This is a genomic window from Alteromonas algae (genome assembly GCF_049117195.1).
GTDB lineage: Bacteria > Pseudomonadota > Gammaproteobacteria > Enterobacterales > Alteromonadaceae > Alteromonas.
Window position 1 is genome coordinate 879731 of record NZ_CP185260.1, and the last position, 21976, is coordinate 901706.

Here is a 21976-nt window from a genome sequence, read left to right on the forward strand (position 1 = left end):
AACCGAAAACGTTACTTAGCACGCTTTGTGCGTACTTTCGTTTTAGTCTTTGCCTTTACCTTGCTTTTCGCTTTGGTTTTTTTCTTCTTGGCTCCAACTTTCGGCGTTTTGTTTTGTGGTCTAAGCTCAGCAATAACACGGGCCTTGAAAGGCTCATCCATGTAACGTGACACTTTAGGCACCATGGCAAAATCATGCGCCTCAACCAGCGATATCGCTGTGCCTTTAGCGCCCGCGCGGCCTGTTCTTCCGATACGGTGAACGTAAATATCTGCTTTACGTGGCATATCGAAATTAATTACGTGACTTACGTCAGGCACATCAATGCCTCGCGCTGCTACGTCGGTTGCAAGAAGAATAGGTACCTCGCCGCTCTTAAAACGGGCCATTGCAGCATTACGCTTGTCTTGAGGCATTTCACCTTGAAGCCAACATACCGCAATGTCTTGCGATGCAAGATAGTCTTTCATCATTTGAAGGCGATCGCGGGTTTTGAAGAACACCACAGCACTGGTTACTTGTTCTTTTAAAATATGAACAAGGAGTGCCTGTTTATGCTTCATATCATCCGCTAAATGATACCATTGGTGGATTTTATTCTTTTCTTTACGCGAAGGTGTCGCTTCAATCACCTCAGGGTTATTAAGAATATCCTTTGCAAAATTTCTTACCCCTGCGCCTTCTAGCGTGGCTGAGAATAAAAGATTTTGTTTGCGCCAACGTGCTTCTGTCGCTATCTGATTGACCACCGTGGAGAAACCCATATCAAGCATACGGTCGGCTTCATCAAGTATAAGGCACTCGATATCTCGGCAATCTGCTGTTTCTTTCTCAATGTGCTCAAGAAGTCGACCTGGTGTCGCAACAAGAATATCAAGATTTTGACTTAACGTTTCTTTGTCTGTGCCGTAGTTGATCCCACCGGTGATCACACCGCAAACAATATCGGTATATTGCGTGATTGCCTTCGCTTGTTCGTACACCTGTAGTGCAAGTTCTCGCGTTGGTGTGAGAATAAGAATGCGTGTCGCACCCGGCTGTTTACGCGGGTAATCTAAAAGAAACTGGCATGCTGGTAGCAAGAATCCAGCTGTTTTACCTGTTCCCGTTGGGGCTGAGGCTAAAATATCACGCCCATCCATCGCATGGGGGATAACGAGTTGCTGTACGCTGGTTGGGGTCTCAAAGCCCATGGCAGCAACTGCACGACATAATTCGTCGTCTAATTCGAGTTCTTCGAAAGTCATAGTATAAGTACGCTCATATTGAATGAGCGTATTGTAGCATTGATGAATGAAAACACAGAAAAAAACTACGTGGTAATTGTGCCTGACCCCATGGTCTACTCAACGCGCGATGCTTTTCAATAACAAGTGGCAGCGCGCTGTCGAGTAAAGCTGATGTTAGCCCTTATTTTGACTCCACCGTTTTTGTGCCTGTGTTCGCGGGTGAAATAAGGATCAAGTCTTGTTGTGGCGGTATCAAATAACGCGCGCCATCTTCGGTAATAACCGCCATTTCTTCTACCGAAATTGTTTTGAACGTGCCATCTTCACGCTTCCAGCTATGAAAACCATCAAACGCAAACACCATGCCTTTTTTAAGAGGCTTTTGGGCAGCAGGTCGAACGGTTGCGCCACGCGAACCACCCAAATTAGGGCCGGTGTCATGAGCCACATACCCCACCGGGTGGCCCGTGCTCCACATAACAGGCTCACTGCCGTTTTGTTGCATAAGTTTACTTTGCGCCGCATCTACATCAATACCTTTAACGCCGGGCTTCATTGCTTCAAATGCAGCAAAGCCTCCGTCTCTACCACTTTTCCAATAATGTTTAATATGCGACGGAGCATCGGTTTCGCCAGGTTTTAACACATAAGCAAAGCGTTGAATGTCGCTCACCCAACGGTCATATAACTTAATGCCAAAGTCGATTTGTATTACGTCACCTGGCATGATGATTTTACTGGTCGCGTGGGAATGGCCGCGGTCGGGACCTGAATTGACATTAGGGTTTTGATCGGGCGCCCATGCATCGCCTACACCGTGTTCCTTCATTTTATTTTTCAGAAATAGCGCAACATCGGCGTCGGTGGTTTTACCGGGTATGACCGCACCGTAAGCGTCAATTTCCCATTGCGCGGTGAGTCTTGCTGCTTCTGTCATTATCGCTACTTCTTCAGGAAGTTTTATTGAAAGCCATTCGTATACCAGCGCTTCTGATGAGACTAACCGTTTGGCATAGGTGGTGCCAAGCGCAGCTTCAAGTGCGAGGCGTTGGGTGTAACTGATGCCATCTGCTTGAGCATTATTGGTAGAGGCATTAATCGCAATCGTAGAAAAACGGTTTTCTTTGATAAATGCTGCCGCTTTTTCAATGGCCGATTTACCACGGGGTACGGCGACAACGCTTTGTAATATGTTTAAATCTGCAAGGGCGGTTGATTCACTAGATGGCGAAAAAGCTAAAGAATGAAACTCATCACCTTTTAGATAAAACATAAATACCGCTGTCGACCCCGCGTTCTCGCACCCAACGTGCTGTGCAAGGGGGTCGTTATTGTTTTCTCTACAAATGGTTAGCCATGCGTCGATACCAGACGCTTTAAGCGCATTGGGTAGCAGCGTTTCAATACGCTTTTTGCGTATTTCAGGCCATGGGTTCTCGTTCACAAGCGAAGCGGTTGCAGTAAAAGAGATACACAAACCGGCAACAGCAGCTAAAAAATAGAAAGGAAATGTTATACGTTTCATAAAGTTGGGCTCGAACTTGTTTTCTCTACCCTAAACTATATTACGGGGCTCGCCAACATTTTGAGATGGGTGTCTTTATTTGCTTCGCTTTATTATTCATTCAGCGGCGCTGTGCATAATCACAGGAAAGCTAGGCGCTAATAAATCTCGCCTACCGATTCTATGTGGGTCAAATACACCCTCATATCAAATTCTAGTTGATGGTACTCCGGTAGCATATGAGTACACAGCTGATAGAAGCTCTTGTTATGATCTTTTTCTTTTAAGTGTGCTAATTCGTGCACGACAATCATGCGCAGAAAGGCATCTGGTACGTTTTTAAATAACGTGCTAACACGTAATTCATTTTTGGCTTTAAGCTTGCCTCCTTGAATGCGTGACACATAGGTGTGCAACCCCAGCGCATGATTAACAACATGTATTTTGGGGTCGAAAGCAATTTTACTTAACGGTGCAGACTTCTTAAGAAACGTATTTTTTATGGAAAGGACATAGTCTCGCAATTGTTTGTCGGTATTGACCTTTCCTGACTGTGGATACTTGGTTAACAAGTAATCGGTCAAACGGCCTTCATCGAGTAATGCTTGAATTTGCTCCTGCAACGCCACTTGATAAGACGATAAATATTTGAGCGTAGACACCGTTTAATGTTTCTCCCTTAAAACTTGACCATCGTGATGTATTCTGACAATAGTGGCGCATTGCCCTAAATTTAACGAAAAATTAACATGTCAAAAGTATTGCATGCAGACTACCTTATCGTCGGCGCAGGTGCCAGTGGAATGGCGTTCGCCGATACGATTGTCGAAGAGTCTTCCCGTACCATTATTATTGTAGACAAAGAGCACAAACCTGGAGGGCATTGGAACCATGCTTATTCATTTGTGACCTTGCATCAACCTTCTTCGTTTTACGGCGTGGGCTCAAAAGAATTAAGCCGGGGCGCGATTGACAGTGTCGGCTTAAATGCAGGGTTACATGAACTGGCCTCTGGTGCAGAAGTAAGTGCTTATTATGACCAGCTTATGCGAGAAGTGCTCTTGCCTTCAGGTCAGGTGCACTATTTTCCAATGAGCGAATACCTAGGTAATGGCCAGATTCGTTCGCTTTTAACGTCTGAGATTATTACTGTTAGCTTCGATACGTTAGTTGATGCTACCTATTATAAAACGAGTGTTCCAGCGACCCATACGCCCGCGTTTACTGTTAATGATAATCTTCAGGTTATCCCGCCGAACCGTTTACCGTTACTTACCGTTCCCATTGAAGGCATAACAGTTATCGGGGGCGGAAAAACCGCTATTGATACTTGTTTATGGTTATTACAGCATGGTGTTTCGGCTGACGCTATAATGTGGATAATGCCGCGGGACGCGTGGTTTATTGATCGTAAAAATACTCAACCTAGCAAAGCATTCTTCTTTGACACTATTGGAGCGCAAGCAGCACAACTAGAATGTGTTGCTCAATCGACATCGTTAGAAGATATGTTCTTACGTTTAGAAAAGTCAGGTGTGTTTTTGCGTTTAGACCCCAACGTAGTGCCCTCTATGTTTCACGGTGCGACAATCAGTAAACAAGAACTCGAAGAAATTCGGCGCATAAAGCAGGTGGTGCGTTTAGGGCGAGTAATATCGTTAGATGAAGGGGAAATAACGTTTGAGCATGGAAGCCGCCCGTTGCCTGCAAACCAAGTGCTTGTTGATTGTACTGCCAGCGCGATTACAAATCTAACACGTGTTCCTGTGTTTGCTGAACACCGCATTACATTACAAACTGTAAGAGCGTATCAGCCTACGTTCAGCGCCGCTTTTATTGCTCATATCGACTTAACGTATTCAGACCAAGACAAAAAGAATAGGTTATGCACCGTGGTTAGATTGCCTAATCATGATTACGAATGGGTCGATTTAACCTATCAAAATATGATGAATCAATATTTTTGGTCAAAAGAGCCTGGCCTCAAAAAGTGGCTGCAGAACCACCGGTTAGATGGGTTTATGCGCATGGTTGCAAACGTAAAGTTTTATGAATTGAAGCATCTTAGGGTGCTTAACAGAATGCGTAGAGCAGCTAAACCGGCGATTGCAAAACTGAAGCACTACAAAAAGGCATTAGAAACCGCGGGGTTAACGTAACCGACGTTGAGGCGAATGCAATATTGAACCCCGCGTATTTTGTGTAAAGCGATAGCGTAAAAATAACCGTATGGTTAAGCCATTTTGAATGTGTCTCGACCGCTATTTTTTGCCTTGTAAAGCGCGTCATCCGCTTTTTGAAATACATGTTCAAGCTGATTAACTTGTGAAAATGCACAGTACCCAGCGCTAGCGGTTATATTGATGGTGTAATCGTTGTTTGAAATGGTTTGCCAACGTATTTTATTCATCGCACGGTGAAGATAGATGCGTGCTTCCTGCGGCGTGCACTTTGTCAAAATGACGATAAACTCTTCGCCGCCCCAACGGCCGACAACATCCGCTGCGCGGGCTTCATCTTTCAAGCACTTTGCAAACGCTTTTATCACTTCATCTCCTACCTCATGCCCATAGGTATCATTGATTTTTTTAAAGTGATCGATATCGAAAATAACCAAAACAGCATCATCAATGCCTCGTAGACACGAATACCAATGTAACTCAGCAAACGACTGTACAAAGCGGCGGTTTTTTAACTGCGTTAACGCATCAGTCGTCGCTTCCAGTTTAGAGCGCCTTGCAAGCTTGATGTGTTGGCTTTTTGCTTTATTGATTTGTCTTAATCGTTGAGTGAAACGAAGTAGCTGTTCGTCGAGCTGATAGATGAGTGCCGCTGGGCGTTTCGTTTTTTTCGATTTTAGCATCGACACATAAGCTGGCGACGTTTCGTTTGTTTGTAGTCCATTATTGTAAATGGCTAGTCTAACCGGAAATAAGCCCGACCTTTTGCTTACCTGCTCTCCTATGTTTTTAATAGAGCAGTCAGTAGACTTTACCTCAAAAACGTCTTCTATTTTTCGCGTGTGAAGTACGCCGGGCACGTTATTACTAAACCGAGAGTTGAAGTTTACAATATCCCCGTCGAGTGTTGTGATCACTGCCGCTTCTGTAATGTTTTCAATAACAGAACGAATACTCAGCGTTTCTTCTAGTGAACGTTCAAACGGAAAAATATTCATACATCAGCTCTTTATTTGTATCGACAGGGGTAAGATGGACTATCACGCGGCAATGCCCATCGCCATTCGCAATGGTTTTGTCCAACTCAATAGCTGCATAACCTGTTTCGCTAGAAGTTATTTTACCAAAAACATTTGCGGTCATAGAACAAAGCGCTTTCTTGCCCGCCACATTGCTGCCAAACGGACAACGACTGTTCTGTAATACAATAGTGTCTGTCGAAATGTCTGAAATGGAGAACTGGCCGCCAATCCTTCGTTTTAAATCGACAAGTACATGTGCAATAACATCAGGGCTCATGACTTCATCGTCTAATACGGATTTGTACTTGTCATAAAAAATATTACCGACGCGATCTGCAACCATACCAATAAACCCTTTTGACTCCTCACTCCCTATAACGTCCTCCATCAATCTATCGAGTTCGAGCAAAATGGTGAGGTAAAAAGACTCACTGTCCATGTCTATATGTTTACAAGCAATTCGATGTTCAATATCCCTAGATTGCATGCACTTCCTCCGCCCCCGTTAATGTTATACTTTAGGTGTAGGAGACGCTTTATGATAAATCAAATAAGAATATGTGAATAACATGCCGTAACACACGCACTTCAATGTGCCATTGCGAGTGTAGATTAGCGGTGGAGGGCGTATTAGGTATACGTTACAACGTAGTTTTCGTTAGGGCCATAATATGCTCAATTGCCCTCAGTTTTTCACGGTTTAACGCCTCTTTTATGGCAGGGCCTTTTACGCCTTTTGCAATAATGTCTTGAACATTAACCCCATTAGCTGCATGTAATGCTTCGATGATAAGAGACTGCCTCTTGTCCCACAATACGTGGTTAAATTCAGCACAATGACGTACCGCATTCAGCAATGTTTCAAAGCGCTCTTGACGTCGCCATGCATCGGTTCCGTTGAATAATACCAAAAGGTCCTCAGCGGTAAGGGCACCCGATGTACTGCTGGCTGAGTTGTCGTCCTTACTCAGTAATATGCCTTTAAACTTGCACGCAAGCATAGCAACTTCACTCACTTGGTTTTGCGTTTTAAGGCGTTTACACAATGCTGATACTTGCTCCTCGCTTAAGTTAATACATAAGGAGGTAAAGCGGGCTAAGAGCAATGGCATCGTGCTCGCAGAGGCAGCGTCTTTGTTTGCCGCACTTCTAAGCACTTCGATGCTTTCGTTGATAACAGGCGTCAGTTCGCTAAACCAGTCGTTTAGGCTGCCTGTGGCCATGAGCGTAGCGAAAAATACCTCTGGAGAGCGTTCTACTAAGCTTCGCTTGGTTTCTTGCCACACTCTTTCAGCACTTAATGCTTGTAATTCACCGCTTGCTGCCATCGTTGACATAAGCGCAAGTGTTTCATCTGCAATAGTGAAATCAAGGTAAGCATAGCGAGCTGCAAAACGTGCAACGCGAAACACACGCAAAGGGTCTTCACTAAACGCATCGGATACATGACGTAAGCAGCGGTTGTCTAAATCTTGTTTGCCGTGATAGGGGTCAATAATTTTCCCATCACTATCTTGCGCCATAGCGTTCACGGTAAGGTCGCGCCTAATTAAGTCTTCTTCTAATGTGACATTTGATGAGGCATCGCAGACAAAGCCAGTATAACCCTTGCCTGATTTTCTTTCTGTTCTGGCAAGTGCATACTCTTCATTCGTTTTAGGGTGCAGGAAAACCGGAAAGTCTTTGCCAACTTGTGTAAACCCTTGTGCAATCATTTGCTCTGGGCTAGCACCAACAACCACATAATCGCGTTCTGTAACTTTTCTATTCAACAGTGCGTCACGCACCGCACCGCCCACCAGATAAACCTGCATATCGACTTGTGACCATGTTGGATTTTAAAAGAGGCTATTATTACAGAAGAAGTTTACTTACGCACACTTTGACTTCTTCACCGGCTCTGGTAGTTTTAATCGCGTTTTCAGTTTATTACAGCAGTTACCATGTATTTGAATTACTTTGGTTTGAGCGACAACCCATTTTCTATTGCGCCAAATCCTGATTATCTTTACATGAGCCCACGCCATAAAGAGGCGCTTGCTCATCTAACGTTTGGCCTGACGGAAAGCGGTGGCTTTGTCATGTTAACCGGTGAAGTCGGTACGGGAAAGACGACAGTATCGAGAAAGTTGTTGCAACAGTTGCCTGACAATACCCAAGTGGCGATGATCCTTAACCCCACGTTATCTGCTCTAGAGCTTCTTGCGACAGTGTGCGATGAGCTTGGTTTGCCGTACGACGGGAATAAGGCAAGCCTAAAATATTTCACTGATTTGATATTGTCTAAACTCGCTCAAAACCACCAAGCAGGCATGAATACCGTATTGATGGTTGATGAAGCCCAACACCTATTGCCAGAGGTATTAGAACAATTAAGGTTATTAACGAACCTTGAAACGAACCGTGAGAAGCTCCTTAAAGTAGTGCTGATTGGACAGCCTGAACTTCAACAGTTATTAAAACGAAACGAATTACGTCAATTGGCGCAACGCATTACCGCGCGCTATCACTTGCTACCGCTAACGGCGCCAGAAGTCGGGGCCTATATCGCTCATCGATTGAGCGTTGCTCATGGTGACATTAGCATTTTTGCTAAGCCCACTTTGCGTGCTGTGCATCAAATCACTGGCGGCATTCCACGCGTAATTAATTTGTTATGCGATAGAGCACTCACCTTATCGTTTACCAAACAACATGCGGTGGTGAAAAAGCCGATTTTCCTGGCAGCTGCTGAGCAGATTTTAGGTGAGGATGTTGTTAGTCAGCGAGTGCATAGTCAACGCAAATGGTACTTGGTCACAGCATTTATATTTGCTTTGATATGCGGCTACGGGCTGGGGAGTTTGTATGTCTAACTTATTGCCTATACAACACGTTACTCCGGGTATGGTTATTGTACAAATCACGCAACAGAATGGACCCGTTAAAATTAGAAAGTCGGGTTTGGTAACAAGTGATGCAATGGTACAAGGCCTAGCTGAAATGGGGGTGCAAGAAGTCGAGATTGATGCAGAACAAACGGTTGAGATTGAACCTGTTGCTGCCCAGCACAGAACCCAGACGCAAGCGCTCATTCGTGGCGAGCACGATACCTCGGCAAAGTTTGATAAGTCTTTGTCTGACCAATTTAACCGAAGCTTATTTTTGCCCTCTGTTCAAGGGTTGCCGTCAGCATGGAAAATGATAGCAAAGGACGTGGCGATTTATGCATTGGTATTATTAGGAGGAGGGGCTATCGGCTTCAGCGCGGCGACAAGTACGTCTTGGTGGCCTGCGTTAACCGCATCGTTCACGAGCCGTCAACCTTCCACAGCCAATCAGGTCTCCCCAGCGACGCCGCTTACTGCAGCACCGGTCGAAGCCGACGTTAAGCAAGTAGCCGGCAATACGCAGGCAGAACTTGACGAGCAGCGTAATGAAAGTGCGGCAATCGTGGAACCAATAACTCCAACACAGGGCGGCGAGTTAGCGCCTGCGCCCATCACGGTGCAAGATAAAAACAGAAGCGGTACAAATAGTGATGCAGAACCCGCTGAATTAAGCGCTAGCACTGCACAATATGAAGGACGCGTTCTGAATGAAAATACAGACAGTGACGTGTCGGTTTCACCTGAATTAATGGCACGTTTCAACGCCGCAGTAAGAGCGTTGGATAAGAAAGCTGATGATAATGAGCCTCCCCAAGAAGAAACGACGGTTACCGTTAGAGATAGCCTTATTCGTGTTGACCAATTGCCGGTTCGACTTCTTTCTAGGCTCCCCACAATGAATTTTAGCGCGCACATGTATGCCTCGCGTCCGTCAGATCGATGGGTAAGGGTAAATGGTCGTCAGCTGGGTGAAGGTGACTGGATTGAAGACCGTGTTCAAATTGTAAATATTGAAGCGCAGCGAGTCGTGTTGGCGTTTGAAGATGAAGTATTTAGCATGGCAGCGCTGACCGATTGGTAGGTTAGCGCGATGCGGTGCTAATTCGGAACTTGATGAACAAACACTTCTTGAAAAAACTTTGGAAGGTTTAGGTTGAATTCATCGGGTCTGACGCCGGATACAATTTCGTCATCCATTTTCGATAAATCGATGCGTTTTACTTCATTAAAATGATTAGATTTGACACTGTAGAATGTCATAACGATGGGGCTTACCGCATCTGCCTTGTTTTGTTGGCTGACAATGCCTAACTTGCCGCTTTTCAATCTTACAAGCGAGCCTACGGGGTGAATGCCTACGCATTGAATAAACTGCCTGACTAAATCTTGATCGAGATTGTTAGCGTCAGAGAGGCGTTTTAACGCTTGTGTTGGCGTAATACTGTCTTGGTGCGGCCGATTAGACGTAAGTGCATCAAACGTATCTATGATGGCGGCAATGCGAGCAAACTCAGATATCTCATCGCCTTCTAAGCCCTTCGGGTATCCTGAACCATCTACGCGTTCGTGATGCTGTTCAATAATTTGTAGTGCTAAGTCAGATATGTCGCCGTATTGTTCGACAATGTCACGCCCAATCTCAACGTGTGTTTTCATGATTTCCCAATCGGCGTCATTGAATTCGTTTGTATTGCTGCGAATATCGTCGGGTAGTGAAGACATACCGATATCCATTAACAGTGCCCCAAGACTTGCTTGCTCGGTAGCATCCCTGTCGTATCCGATAAACTGTGTGAACATGCCCATCAAAATACTGCAGTTAATAGAGTGCTCGAGCAAGTAGCTATCGGTGTCTTTAATCATCGTCAAACACGACAGTGCATCTTTATTATCAAAGACACTTTCTATGATGCTATGAGAAAGTTCTTCTACGGGCGAAAGATCTTTTATCGCTCCACGTTTTAACGATTTTAGAAAGCCGCTTTGAATATTCTTTGCATCTTGATATAAATCATTGGCCTCATTGATGGACTCTCTCGTGACCGGCTTACTCTCTTTTTCCACCACTGGGCTTACAGAGGGGGGGGCAGCAGGAGGTGAAGGAGCATCGATGGGTACAGAAGATTTTGAGGCGTCAACTTCAACCAGAGTAATGCCTTTTTGCTTTAGGCTTTCAATAACGCCCGCTGTTTTCACTACACCTTTAGAGCGCATGCGAAGTTGGCCAGTTTGCGCTAGTACCTTGTTGACGTACATCCCTGGCTTCAATGCATCTATGGATACCGGTTTTAGCATTACATCTCCCGAAGAGTCGTGATAAGAACAATTAGTTAGCATTACAAATGAAGTATAGTGCGACAAAACATCTTCGTTCATATTCCTTATTACATTAAATGCAATAAAATTGAATATTACGATAATTCAATACGTGCGTCAGGGATTAATTTTGTTATTTAAGATATTAGTGCAAATAAAAAACGGAGCCTATGGCTCCGCTTTTCTTGGTTTAACATCTATTGCCAAGACGCGTGTTTTGCTTCAAACGACGCAATGGCGTCGGCCAGTTCCAGTGTTTGACCTATAGCATCCAACCCTTTGATAAGATTATTTTTATGATGCGCAGCAATATCGAATTCGAAAACTAACGCATCACATGTGACGGTTTGGGTTACTAAATTCACTGTTATTTCCACCGCAGGGTTGTGCTTTACGGCTTCAAATAGCGCGTCCATTTGTTGACTGCTAAGCGCAACGGGCACCAACTGATTGTTAATACAATTGCCATAGAAAATATCCGCAAAGCTTGTCGCGATAATGGTTTTGAATCCAAAATCTGCTAGTGCCCAAGGGGCGTGTTCTCTGCTAGAGCCACAGCCAAAGTTTTCTCTGGCAAGCAGTATACTGGCCCCCTTGTGTTCTGGCTTGTTCAATGCAAAATCTGGGTTTGGCACTTTTTCTTCTAAATCTAAATAACGCCAGTCGTGAAGCAAATGTTTTCCATAGCCTGAGCGCGTAACGCCGGTAAGAAATTGCTTAGGTATAATTTGGTCGGTATCGACGTTAGCCTGATCAAGAGGCGCTGCAATACCGCTGTGTGTCGTAAAGCCTTGTGATGTATTCGTCATGAGCTACTCCTGAAAATCTCGTACGTCAGCGAATCGACCAGTAATTGCTGCTGCCGCTGCCATTGCCGGGCTCACAAGGTGCGTTCGCGCACCGCGTCCCTGTCTTCCTTCGAAATTCCGATTGCTGGTTGACGCACATCTGTCGCCTGCAACAAGCTTGTCATCGTTCATACCTAAACACATCGAGCAACCAGGCAGTCGCCATTCAAACCCGGCGTCTAAGAATATTTTATCTAACCCTTCTGATTCGGCTTGACGTTTAACGTTACCAGAGCCCGGTACGACAATCGCCGTGACGGCATTAGGCACTTTGCCTTGCTTAGCGATATGAGCGGCAGCGCGTAAGTCTTCAATGCGACCATTCGTGCATGAACCGATAAACACATGATTAACACTAATATCAGCCAGCTTTTCACCAGCGGCTAAACCCATATAAGACAGGGCTTTTATCGCACTCTCTTTTTCGATAGCGTCGTTAAAGTCATCAGGCCCTGGAACCGCATCATTAACGCCAATCACTTGACCTGGGTTAGTGCCCCATGTCACCTGAGGAGCTATGTCTTTGGCCTGTAATTCTACTACCGTATCAAATTGCGCATCAGTGTCTGTGTATAAGGTTTTCCAGTAGGCTAGTGCAGCATCCCAGTCAGCGCCCTTCGGCGCGTATTCACGATCTTTTATATACGAGAATGTGGTCTCATCTGGTGCAATAAGCCCAGCTTTCGCACCCGCTTCGATACTCATATTACACACTGTCATGCGCTCTTCCATGGTCAAATCCTGAATAGCTTGCCCCGCATATTCGATGACGTAACCGGTGGCCCCTGCATGACCAATTTTGCCGATAATGGCTAAAATAATATCTTTTGCCGTAATACCAACGGGAAGCGTGCCATTTACATTAATAAGCATGCTTTTGGCGCGCGTTTGTTTCAACGTTTGTGTAGCCAGTACATGTTCAACCTGTGACGTGCCGATACCAAACGCGAGTGCACCAAAAGCGCCGTGAGTCGCGGTATGCGAGTCTCCGCACACTACGGTCATACCCGGTTGAATCAAACCAAGTTCAGGGCCCATTACATGCACAATGCCTTGCTTTTGGTGGCCGACAGGGTAAAGCTGGATATCGTGTTCTTCACAGTTTTTGGCCAGCGTGTTTAGCTGTAAAGCGTTCTCTGGACCACATGCATCGATGGCTAACGAGCGGGTTGAAATGCTGTGATCCATCGTTCCAACCGTTTTGTCAGGGCGACGCACTTTTCGCCCTTTTTCATTAAGTCCTGCGAAGGCTTGTGGAGACGTTACTTCGTGTATAAGGTGCCTATCGATATAAATTAAACTGTCATCGCCTAATTGATCGACAATGTGTGCTTGCCATACTTTTTCATATAAGGTTTTGGCCATGGTTGTAATCACTCCTGAGCCATTAAATGTTTTACAATTTCATCGCCAACTTGCGCTGTAGTGGCCGCATTGTCGCGTTTATCCGACGGCAACAGTTCACCGGTCAATACGCCAGCTTCAAGTGTTGCAACGACGGCTTTTTCAATGGCATCTGCGGCATCATTTAAATTCATACTAAAACGCAACATCATTGCCGCTGACAACACTTGTGCAATCGGGTTAGCAATGCCCATTCCAGCAATGTCAGGGGCAGAACCTCCTGCAGGTTCGTATAAGCCAAATCCGTCTTCGTTCATGCTGGCTGAGGGTAACAACCCCATAGAGCCGGTCATCATTGCACATTCATCAGAGACAATATCGCCAAATAGATTTGAGCAAAGCATCACATCAAATTGCGCTGGATTCTTCATGATTTGCATGGTCGCGTTGTCTATATAGATATGCTCTAATTCTACCTCGGGGTAGTCTTTAGCAACGTCTTCTGTAACTTCACGCCAGAGCCTGCTCGTCACCAATACGTTTGCTTTATCAACCGATGTGACTTTACGTCGACGCTTTTTGGCTGCTTCGAACGCAGCGATTGCTATGCGGCGGATTTCACGTTTGCTGTAACGCATGGTGTCAAAGGCGTACTCTTCTTCGCCCTCACCCTCACGCCCTTTCGGTTGCCCAAAATAGATGCCACTGGTGAGTTCACGAACCACAAGGACATCGACACCTGACGTGGCAATGTCTTCACGCAACGGTGAAAGTGATGCTAAACCTGGATAGATGCGAGCAGGGCGCAGGTTACTAAATAAATCGAAATGGCTACGTAATGTAAGTAATGCTGCCCGCTCAGGTCTTAACTCGAGAGGCAGGGTGTCCCACTTTGGTCCGCCAATACTTCCAAATAAAATAGCGTCCGCTTTTTCGCAACCAAGCAATGTCTCAGAAGGAAGCGCTTCGCCCTCTGTATCGATGGCATAACCGCCAACGGGGTAGGCTGTTCTGTTAAGCGACACATTGAATTTTTTCTCAACCGCGTCTAACACCTTATTGGCTTCTTGCATAACTTCTGGGCCGATGCCGTCCCCGGCTAATACGGCAATTGAATACTGGCTCATCTACACTCCTGAAACGCGTTCTTGTTGGCTCTTTTGTTGATCGATACGGTCGGCCAAATAAGTATTATTAAGTACGAAAATTAAGGCTTTTACGCCAGCCTCAACGATGTCGGTGGCAAGGCCTATGCCGTGAAAACGACGGCCTTTATACGTGGCGATAACGCTTACCTGGGCAAGTGCGTCGGCGCCTTCGCCTTTTGAATCTAGTTTGAAATCGACCACTTCTAAATCTTCATGTCCTAGTATAGACATAATGGCTTTGTACGCGGCATCAACAGGCCCATTCCCCGTACTTGATTGGGTAATCTCTTCATCCCCAACCTTCATTTTTACGGTGGCGCTAGGAATAATTTCTCGCCCAGAATTTGCTTGAAGGTATAGAAGCTGGAAATGTGCTTGGTCATGTTTCTGCTTGTCAAAAAACAAGAGGGCCTCTAAGTCGTAGTCATACACTTGCCCTTTCTTATCAGCCAGTTTCAGAAACGCCTCATAAACGGCTTCTAAATCGAAATCTTCTGGTTTATAGCCAAGCTCTGTTAAACGATGTTTTATAACGTGCCTACCAGAACGGGAAGTTAAGTTAAGGTTATTTTTATTAATACCCACGCTTTCGGGCGTCATAATTTCGTAGGTGTTCTGTGCTTTTAATACGCCATCTTGGTGTATGCCAGAGGAATGACTAAACGCATTCGCGCCAACAATTGCCTTATTCGATTGCACGGGCATATTACAAAGTTGACTTACCAGTTTAGACGTACGGGATATCTCAGTCGCGTTAATGCTGGTATCAATACCCAACAACCCCTTTCTGGTTTGAAGGATCATAGCTATTTCTTCAAGCGATGCGTTTCCCGCACGCTCGCCAATACCATTAATCGTGCATTCAACTTGTCTTGCACCTTGCTCTACCGCGGCAAGTGAGTTCGCCACTGCCAAGCCCAAGTCGTTATGGCAGTGCACTGAGATGGTTGCTTTATCGATATTTGGAACACGATTGAAAAGCTGCTGAATGATACCGCCGAATTCAGTCGGCGTGGTGTAACCTACGGTATCGGGAATATTAACTGTGGTGGCGCCAGCTTTAATTGCTGCTTCGACCATTCTGCATAAGTAATCGATATGCGTGCGACCTGCATCTTCACAAGAAAACTCTACATCATCGGTATATTTTCGCGCATGTTTAACCGCCGCTACCGCCATTTCAACAATTTCGTCTTGTGACTTTCTCAACTTCGCGCCGACATGGATTTCTGATGTGGCAATGAAGGTATGAATACGAAACTGTTCTGCTACCCCAAGGGCCTGACCACATGCATCAATATCGCCGGGTAGGGCACGAGACAAACCGCAGATAATCGAGTTTTTTACTTCTTTTGCAATCATTTGTACCGAGCGAAAATCACCGGGTGATGATACGGGGAACCCTGCTTCGATAATATCGACACCTAGGCGTTCTAACGCCAGTGCAATCTGAAGTTTTTCTTTGGCACTCAGGCTAGCAGGTAACGCCTGTTCGCCATCTCGCAATGTAGTATCAAAGATTTTCACTTGATTTGTCATGACGTACTCTCGATTGAAAAGTTAAAAAAAAACCCGTGCTAGGCACGGGTTTTAGTGTAATTAATCGCTGGTCGCAATCTACCCGTGCAGTCTGGCTGCCATCAGGAGTAGAATTAGAAATAAGCGGTTTGTAAACATGCCGGATTATCTTTGCTGACCAAAATTTATAGCGACAATGTAACGATGAAGCGCATGAAGGTCAACCCTTGATTCGCATAAACAGTATTCTTTTTAGTTATATTGTGGTGGCGGGCTTTTATTAGGATGCTCATCCTACTTTTTCGTGTTGCTAGCATTAATGAGTGTGGATACTGGCGGGTAGTTTCGAGTTGTTGGGTAAATTAGGATGTGCATCCTAATTTATTTGTCGCTTGCAAGGGATTTGTTTGTTTAATTATTCGCTATTGTTGGGTGTTTATTCGTTTTGTGCCGTCATTTAAATGTTTTCCAATTGATTTGCGTCGATAGACGCATTTCTCTCAATGACAGCGAACGTGGTGATGTTTTGCTCTTATAATTCCAAGAGTGACCACAACACGCTGCGGTCATAACAGCCTTAGTGGGCTTAATTAGTTTTTTTTCATCATGCGTCAACGCATCGTCGGCACATCGAGAGCCACGATATGAAAACCATCCGTGGCGATTCACATGAACACGGCTATTATCTACATCGACTTTGTCTATCGAGTCTAATGCTATATACATTCCATCAAGGCTTTTCAGATAAACAGGTACTACAAGACCGTAATCAGCGTGTTTCATAAACCACGCTAACGTCTTCGCTTCGTCATCTTTCATACCAGGACACTTACCTGCCTGCTTGCTGTACCAACTGCCATTGTGTGTGTCTATCGCTAGCGGAGTGGGGTTAGCGACAAGGTACCTTGCTACGCTTCTTACATGATGTGGTAGGCCAGATAGCCGGCGTTTTAAAATGGTATTGCTTGATGAACCATTATGCGCCAAATCAATCAGCTCTCTCTCATAAAGCGCGGTACATATCTCTGTAAATTGATGATGACGACCACCTAGCTCGCCTGTATCGGAGAAAAAGCCAGCTTGTTCGTGCGTGTTGTTACCCTCTTTATTCATGGCCTGTGTATAGATTTGTAACGATAACACTAACCTAACAGAGAATCGGCGTCGTCGCTAGATGCGCTTAGTGCTGAACGGAAAGTGGAGTAGACGATTACCATGCGCCTCACATCAAGATTGTTGTACCAAAGCAACCATAGTTAATAAGGCTGCTATTTTTCTCAACCACTCTATTACCAATTTCTGTGCCTTATTTGATTCGCCACTTGATCTTTGTCGTTTGTTGGTAAGTTCTCTAGTAGTTTGATTTAATGTTGTTTTCTTGGATTTTGATAGTTTTCCTTGTCTTTCTTTTGTTTTTGGTAATGCCAATTTTAGTCTTAATTTGATGTTTTTGGTTTGCAGTTTGGTTGACCTTGTATGTTTTTTGGTTTACTTTGTAGCCGTCTTGTAAATATTATGTAAGTGATTATTTGGCAGGGCGAACAAATTTGAAGATTAATAAAGTGGTTCAAATGAGCGTTTAATGCCACGTCTATATCCTTAAAGGAAACACAATGGGACACAAATTATCTAAAATCACACTTGCTGTGCTTTCGGTTACATCACTCAATATTGCCTCTACAGCATATGCGCAAGAAACAGAAACGAATGACGTAGAAGTTATCGAAGTTTCTGGTATCCGTGCTTCACTTGCCAGCGCACTTAACGAAAAGCGCTACAAAAACAATCTAGTCGAAGTTATTGAAGCTGAAGATATTGGTAAATTGCCTGACCAAAATTTAGCGGAAGTACTTGAAAACATCACGGGTATACAAATTACACGTTCAGCAGGTGTGGGAACTGGTGTTCAAATTCGTGGTACAGATGCTAACAGAACTGAAATAAATGGCGTGTCTACCGTAGGTTCTGGTGCGGGAAGAAGTGGTATTAACTTCGAAGACGTTTCAGCGGCTATCATTGCTGGCCTTGAAGTCACGAAGTCTCCCGATGCAAAAACCATCGAAGGGTCTGTTGGTGGTACGATTAATCTTAAAACTATTCGTCCTCTGCAGTTAACCGAACGGTTAGCCGCGGTTCGAGTACAAGGTGAGAACAGTAGCCTTTCAACGGACAGTACTTTTCAGCCTCGTTTCTCTGGTACATTTGGCGACAATTGGGAAAACGACAATGGGAAGTTCGGTGTTGTATTAAGCGCAAGCTATGCGGAGCAGGATGTAACCGCGTTTCGACCACGAGCTGACAGGGATAACCTAATTGCTTCTGATAGTGGCGTGGCGAGTGCCCAAGCGTTCGATTTTCTTCCGATTCAATTTTTTGTTCAAGATTATGATAATTTTGAATATGAGACAAAAAACTTTGTAGGTACCTTTGAATGGGCACCGAACGATAATTCTCGACTCTTTTTCGACGCGGTTATAAACGATCAAGAGCGTCGTCAAGAAAGCTCACGTGTTCAAGCCTCTGGTGTCAGTGCGCTAAATGATATTTCAGTCCCCGACGCTTACGAAACTATTAATTTTGGTTCGTTAGGCGGAAGAAACTTAGGCTCAATTGAGGCCGCGCTTCGTGGTGTGGTTCCAGTAAATCTAGATAATGATGACGACGATCCTAACCTTCGTTTCTCGAGCGACACTAACTCGCGTATTACCGACAGTAAAATCTTCAGACTCGGTGGTGAGTGGCAAGGTGATAAGTGGAGCGTATTTGCTGAGGTCGCGTCGTCGTCTTCTGATACAACTACCCCAAGCTTTAATACTACGCTTAACTTTATTAATCCAAATGCACCGTTAGATGCCGGTGGTGGTAACGATAACAGTGTTCCGTTTGCCTATGACTTATCGGGCGGCTCATTAACCTTCGGTATTGCTGACGGAGCAGAGTATGCACCGACATCAGCGCAGCTACTAGATCCCAACAACGTTGTACTTCGCGACGTCAATATTGGTCGTGATACTACTGAAAATTCAGAAGATGCGTTTCGCGTAGACTTATCTTACTTTGTTGATTCATTAATTACGTCTGTCGATTTTGGTTACCGATACAACAAATCTGCAAGCGTACGTGAAGATATTGGTACCAGTGTTGGCCTGCGCAGAATGGATGACAGCCCGCGCGGAAGCTTGTTCTCAGATATTCTTACTGCAGGGCCTAGTAATTTCAATGATGCAGATGGTCGTCAATTGTTTGTTAAAGACTTTCTGTTAATCAATCCTGAATTAGTGGCATCTGACCCTGACGCTGTCTTAGCGTCTTTACAAGCGGCAATGACGGCACATGGTTCAAGTAGAACACTAAACCAACCCACTGCATCGTCATCTGGCTTCTTTGATATCGAAGAGGAAACGCATGCGTTATACGCACAGGCTAACTTCGAATATGAAATGTTCCGCGGTAATTTCGGCGTGCGCTACTTACAAACCGATGTAACGTCTTTAGGCAATTCAATCACTGAAGATGAAAATGGTAATGAAGTGGTATCGCGTGTCACGAACACAGGTGACTATGACTTTATTCTACCAAGACTCAATATTGTCGCTGACGTTGCTGATGATGTTGTTGTTCGCTTTGGTGCGGGTAAAGATATTCGCAGACCAAACTATGACGACCTTTCTACGTCAGTAGTGTTTAGCACGAGCCCAAATCCCAATGTTGCGATTGGTAACCCGGGTCTAAACCCTGAAGAAGTTACATCATTTGATTTGTCTGCAGAGTGGTATTTTGCAGAAGCTAGCGTGGTGAGTATCGGTATCTTCCATAAAACGCGTAAAGACTTGTTTGTTGACCAAATCGTGAGTCCATTTGAAGAAGCGGTAACAGGTTTCCGTGACCTTACGGACCCATGTGAAGGTGGCGGTATCTTTAACCCTATTGCAGACATTAACGTATTCGGACCAGATTTAGGTACAGGTGTGTGCGTAGGCACAGAAACGAAGGTTAACGACACCGGTGAAACCACGCAAAAAGGCATCGAGTTTGCTGTTCAATACGATCTTTCTAGCTTTGAGAAAGAGTTGGGTTGGGCATCAGGTTTTGGTGTATTAGCGAACTACACGATTCAGGAGTTTTCGGGCGGCGAAACAGAAAATAGTGCCACATCCCGTGCTGCTAACGTTTTTGCTGCAACTACGGGCAGTGATGAAGAGGTCAGCGCTATCCAAGGGCTTCTAAATCTTTCTGAGAATGCCTATAACTTCACGCTTTACTATGAAAAATACGACCTATCAGCACGTATGCGCTACACATGGCGTGAAGCGTTTCGAACGGATGACTTCGGTAGTACATCTAGTTTCCCTTGGGGGTTCCCCGCCGTTCAGGACGATCGTGGTCAGCTAAACGCTAGCATTACCTACACGGTAAACGAAAACCTAAACGTGGGTCTTGAGGCAGTAAACATTACGGAGTCTGAAGTAGAGCAGTACTGCGTAAACGAAAGCGCATTGCTTTGCTTCCAAGGGCTGACTGATCGTCGTATTACGCTTGGTGCAAACTACAGGTTCTAAGGTGAAGTGAGCCCTTGTTTTCTCAGGGGCTGCGTTAACTAACGGTAAATGTAGTTTTTGTTTACTCGCGATGGTTAACCAATGAGCGGGCGTCAAGGTGAAAGTGAAATGTTCTCCCTTGGTCATAGTGTGATTGAATTTTTATCTTTCGTCCGCTTTTCATTGTGCGTATTAACAATTTCTCCAGCTTAATGTTGTTACCAATAGTTGTTTATTTTAAGTAATTGGTTGACAATTTGGTGAGTAAGAAATAGCATTTTAAAACGTAGAACTAATTTGTAGTTTGGGTGACATTGATAGCGAGGCATCAGTCGTTCACAACGTTACCGAACATCCGCTTATAGATAGCAACACAAAGCAGTGAACAAACACAATGCTCACGCTTTTTACTCACAAATGAGTATCAAAATTTAGGAGTTATTCATGTCCAAACCAACGATCGGTTTTATCGGCCTAGGCCTTATGGGCGGCAATATGGTTGAGAATCTTCAGAAGAAAGGTTACTCAGTTACAGTAATGGATTTAAACAAAGACGCCGTTGAGCGTTGTGTAGCTCGCGGTGCTAATACAGCGTCTTCGGGCAAAGAACTAGCAGAGCAGTCAGACATCGTGATGTTTTGTTTAACAACATCAGACATCGTTGAAAAAGTAGTATACGCAGAAGATGGTGTTTTAGCGGGTATGAAAGCTGGTTCAGTATTGATTGATTTCGGTACATCAATTCCTGCTTCAACGCGCAAGATTGGCGCAGACTTAGCAGAGAAGGGCGCTGGTATGATTGACGCGCCGCTTGGAAGAACGCCTGCGCATGCAAAAGATGGCCTATTAAATATTATGGCGTCTGGCGACATGGAAACCTTTAATAAGGTTAAGCCGGTACTTGAAGATCAAGGCGAAAACGTATTCCACCTTGGTGCACTAGGTGCAGGCCATACGACTAAGTTAATTAATAACTTTATGGGTATGACCACAGTGTGTGCAATGTCACAAGCGTTTGCAGTTGCTGAAAAGGCGGGTGTTGATAAGCAACAGCTTTTCGACATTATGTCTACAGGCCCATCGAACTCACCGTTTATGCAGTTTTGCAAAAACTACGCGGTTGACGATGTTAGCGACTTAGGCTTTTCAATTGCTAATGCTAACAAAGACCTTGGATACTTCCTGAAAATGGTAGAAGACCTTGGTACTGAATCGAAAATTGCTGAGGGTTCATCTGCTAACCTAAATGCTGCGGTAGACGCCGGGCTTAGCAACGGAAATGTGCCGGAAATTTTCGACTACTTCAAAACGCTAGCAAAGTAATAGCGAATCAAGGTAGATGGGCGCTTTAAATAGAAGTTCTTATTCAAAGCGCCACGTTCCACTATCCTCAAACCTAACATCGTTTCTGTAAAAAAATATAGCGTTTTTATTTGCCGTCTCGATAAAGTAAGAGTGT

18 protein-coding genes are annotated in these 21976 nt (G+C 44.8%); 5 read left to right on the plus strand and 13 right to left on the minus strand.

Going from position 1 to position 21976, the window contains the following annotated elements; genetic code table 11:
- Nucleotides 1-11: 11 nt before the first annotated feature.
- From srmB to ACOJRU_RS03925, 3 genes are all read right to left on the minus strand, one after another.
- Nucleotides 12-1247, minus strand: a complete 1236-nt coding sequence (gene srmB, locus ACOJRU_RS03915; protein ID WP_421133743.1) for an ATP-dependent RNA helicase SrmB — start codon at nt 1245-1247, stop codon at nt 12-14.
- Nucleotides 1248-1410: 163 nt separating this feature from the next.
- Nucleotides 1411-2754 carry a M24 family metallopeptidase gene (locus ACOJRU_RS03920; protein WP_421133744.1) on the minus strand — a complete coding sequence of 448 codons (1344 nt, stop codon included), beginning with the start codon at nt 2752-2754 and terminating at the stop codon, nt 1411-1413.
- Between the two features lie 137 nt (nt 2755-2891).
- On the minus strand, nt 2892-3395 hold the full coding sequence (locus tag ACOJRU_RS03925) for a M48 family metallopeptidase (RefSeq protein WP_421133745.1): 504 nt from the start codon (nt 3393-3395) through the stop codon (nt 2892-2894).
- 87 nt (nt 3396-3482) lie between these two features.
- Here ACOJRU_RS03925 and ACOJRU_RS03930 point away from each other — a divergent pair, with 87 nt between their 5' ends.
- Nucleotides 3483-4892, plus strand: coding sequence for an NAD(P)-binding protein (locus ACOJRU_RS03930; RefSeq protein WP_421133746.1), 1410 nt, complete (start codon nt 3483-3485; stop codon nt 4890-4892).
- A gap of 74 nt (nt 4893-4966) precedes the next feature.
- Here the strand turns inward: ACOJRU_RS03930 and ACOJRU_RS03935 are convergent, their stop codons facing one another.
- The 3 genes from ACOJRU_RS03935 to ACOJRU_RS03945 all read right to left on the minus strand — a co-directional run bounded on the left by ACOJRU_RS03935 (nt 4967) and on the right by ACOJRU_RS03945 (nt 7749).
- Nucleotides 4967-5911, minus strand: coding sequence for a GGDEF domain-containing protein (locus ACOJRU_RS03935; protein WP_421133747.1), 945 nt, complete (start codon nt 5909-5911; stop codon nt 4967-4969).
- Nucleotides 5892-6422, minus strand: coding sequence for a methanogen output domain 1-containing protein (locus ACOJRU_RS03940; RefSeq protein ID WP_421133748.1), 531 nt, complete (start codon nt 6420-6422; stop codon nt 5892-5894). The genes ACOJRU_RS03935 and ACOJRU_RS03940 overlap by 20 nt, the downstream gene beginning before the upstream one ends.
- A gap of 154 nt (nt 6423-6576) precedes the next feature.
- A complete protein-coding gene (locus tag ACOJRU_RS03945; protein ID WP_421133749.1) occupies nt 6577-7749 on the minus strand; it encodes a CCA tRNA nucleotidyltransferase in 1173 nt (390 codons plus the stop codon).
- Between the two features lie 129 nt (nt 7750-7878).
- Between ACOJRU_RS03945 and ACOJRU_RS03950 the strand changes: the two genes are divergently transcribed.
- On the plus strand, nt 7879-8790 hold the full coding sequence (locus tag ACOJRU_RS03950; RefSeq protein WP_421133750.1) for an ExeA family protein: 912 nt from the start codon (nt 7879-7881) through the stop codon (nt 8788-8790).
- On the plus strand, nt 8783-9886 hold the full coding sequence (locus tag ACOJRU_RS03955; RefSeq protein WP_421133751.1) for a general secretion pathway protein GspB: 1104 nt from the start codon (nt 8783-8785) through the stop codon (nt 9884-9886). Before ACOJRU_RS03950 ends, ACOJRU_RS03955 begins: the two co-directional genes overlap by 8 nt.
- A 17-nt stretch (nt 9887-9903) precedes the next feature.
- On the opposite strand, the gene ACOJRU_RS03960 is transcribed toward ACOJRU_RS03955, so the two are convergent.
- The 7 genes from ACOJRU_RS03960 to ACOJRU_RS03990 form a co-directional block, all read right to left on the minus strand.
- Nucleotides 9904-11100, minus strand: a complete 1197-nt coding sequence (locus ACOJRU_RS03960; protein ID WP_421133752.1) for an HD-GYP domain-containing protein — start codon at nt 11098-11100, stop codon at nt 9904-9906.
- Between the two features lie 218 nt (nt 11101-11318).
- The gene (gene leuD / locus ACOJRU_RS03965) at nt 11319-11930 is read right to left on the minus strand and encodes a 3-isopropylmalate dehydratase small subunit (RefSeq protein ID WP_421133753.1); all 612 of its coding nucleotides are present in this window, start codon (nt 11928-11930) and stop codon (nt 11319-11321) included.
- A gap of 3 nt (nt 11931-11933) precedes the next feature.
- Nucleotides 11934-13334, minus strand: a complete 1401-nt coding sequence (leuC, locus tag ACOJRU_RS03970; protein ID WP_421133754.1) for a 3-isopropylmalate dehydratase large subunit — start codon at nt 13332-13334, stop codon at nt 11934-11936.
- 8 nt (nt 13335-13342) lie between these two features.
- On the minus strand, nt 13343-14440 hold the full coding sequence (gene leuB / locus ACOJRU_RS03975; protein ID WP_421133755.1) for a 3-isopropylmalate dehydrogenase: 1098 nt from the start codon (nt 14438-14440) through the stop codon (nt 13343-13345).
- Nucleotides 14441-16000 carry a 2-isopropylmalate synthase gene (leuA, locus tag ACOJRU_RS03980; protein ID WP_421133756.1) on the minus strand — a complete coding sequence of 520 codons (1560 nt, stop codon included), beginning with the start codon at nt 15998-16000 and terminating at the stop codon, nt 14441-14443. It abuts the gene before it with no gap.
- A gap of 432 nt (nt 16001-16432) precedes the next feature.
- On the minus strand, nt 16433-17092 hold the full coding sequence (locus ACOJRU_RS03985) for a hypothetical protein (RefSeq protein ID WP_421133757.1): 660 nt from the start codon (nt 17090-17092) through the stop codon (nt 16433-16435).
- Between the two features lie 114 nt (nt 17093-17206).
- Nucleotides 17207-17407 (minus strand): hypothetical protein, encoded by a 201-nt coding sequence (locus ACOJRU_RS03990; RefSeq protein WP_421133758.1) that lies wholly within the window; start codon nt 17405-17407, stop codon nt 17207-17209.
- Nucleotides 17408-17592: 185 nt separating this feature from the next.
- On the opposite strand from ACOJRU_RS03990, the gene ACOJRU_RS03995 reads away from it, so the two are divergent.
- A complete protein-coding gene (locus ACOJRU_RS03995) occupies nt 17593-20538 on the plus strand; it encodes a TonB-dependent receptor (RefSeq protein ID WP_421133759.1) in 2946 nt (981 codons plus the stop codon).
- 423 nt (nt 20539-20961) lie between these two features.
- On the plus strand, nt 20962-21840 hold the full coding sequence (locus tag ACOJRU_RS04000) for an NAD(P)-dependent oxidoreductase (protein ID WP_421133760.1): 879 nt from the start codon (nt 20962-20964) through the stop codon (nt 21838-21840).
- The last annotated feature ends 136 nt before the right edge of the window (nt 21841-21976 follow it).

Bases quoted from the DNA above. Each gene is read 5' to 3' on its own strand.
- ACOJRU_RS04000 (WP_421133760.1), top strand. From the start codon at position 20,962: ATGTCCAAACCAACGATCGGTTTTATCGGCCTAGGCCTTATGGGCGGC.
- leuB (WP_421133755.1), bottom strand. From the start codon at position 14,440: ATGAGCCAGTATTCAATTGCCGTATTAGCCGGGGACGGCATCGGCCCA.
- leuC (WP_421133754.1), bottom strand. From the start codon at position 13,334: ATGGCCAAAACCTTATATGAAAAAGTATGGCAAGCACACATTGTCGAT.
- leuD (WP_421133753.1), bottom strand. From the start codon at position 11,930: ATGACGAATACATCACAAGGCTTTACGACACACAGCGGTATTGCAGCG.
- ACOJRU_RS03920 (WP_421133744.1), bottom strand. From the start codon at position 2,754: ATGAAACGTATAACATTTCCTTTCTATTTTTTAGCTGCTGTTGCCGGT.
- srmB (WP_421133743.1), bottom strand. From the start codon at position 1,247: ATGACTTTCGAAGAACTCGAATTAGACGACGAATTATGTCGTGCAGTT.
- ACOJRU_RS03985 (WP_421133757.1), bottom strand. From the start codon at position 17,092: ATGAATAAAGAGGGTAACAACACGCACGAACAAGCTGGCTTTTTCTCC.
- ACOJRU_RS03995 (WP_421133759.1), top strand. From the start codon at position 17,593: ATGGGACACAAATTATCTAAAATCACACTTGCTGTGCTTTCGGTTACA.
- ACOJRU_RS03950 (WP_421133750.1), top strand. From the start codon at position 7,879: ATGTATTTGAATTACTTTGGTTTGAGCGACAACCCATTTTCTATTGCG.
- ACOJRU_RS03960 (WP_421133752.1), bottom strand. From the start codon at position 11,100: ATGCTAAAACCGGTATCCATAGATGCATTGAAGCCAGGGATGTACGTC.
- leuA (WP_421133756.1), bottom strand. From the start codon at position 16,000: ATGACAAATCAAGTGAAAATCTTTGATACTACATTGCGAGATGGCGAA.
- ACOJRU_RS03930 (WP_421133746.1), top strand. From the start codon at position 3,483: ATGTCAAAAGTATTGCATGCAGACTACCTTATCGTCGGCGCAGGTGCC.
- ACOJRU_RS03955 (WP_421133751.1), top strand. From the start codon at position 8,783: ATGTCTAACTTATTGCCTATACAACACGTTACTCCGGGTATGGTTATT.
- ACOJRU_RS03935 (WP_421133747.1), bottom strand. From the start codon at position 5,911: ATGAATATTTTTCCGTTTGAACGTTCACTAGAAGAAACGCTGAGTATT.
- ACOJRU_RS03940 (WP_421133748.1), bottom strand. From the start codon at position 6,422: ATGCAATCTAGGGATATTGAACATCGAATTGCTTGTAAACATATAGAC.
- ACOJRU_RS03945 (WP_421133749.1), bottom strand. From the start codon at position 7,749: ATGCAGGTTTATCTGGTGGGCGGTGCGGTGCGTGACGCACTGTTGAAT.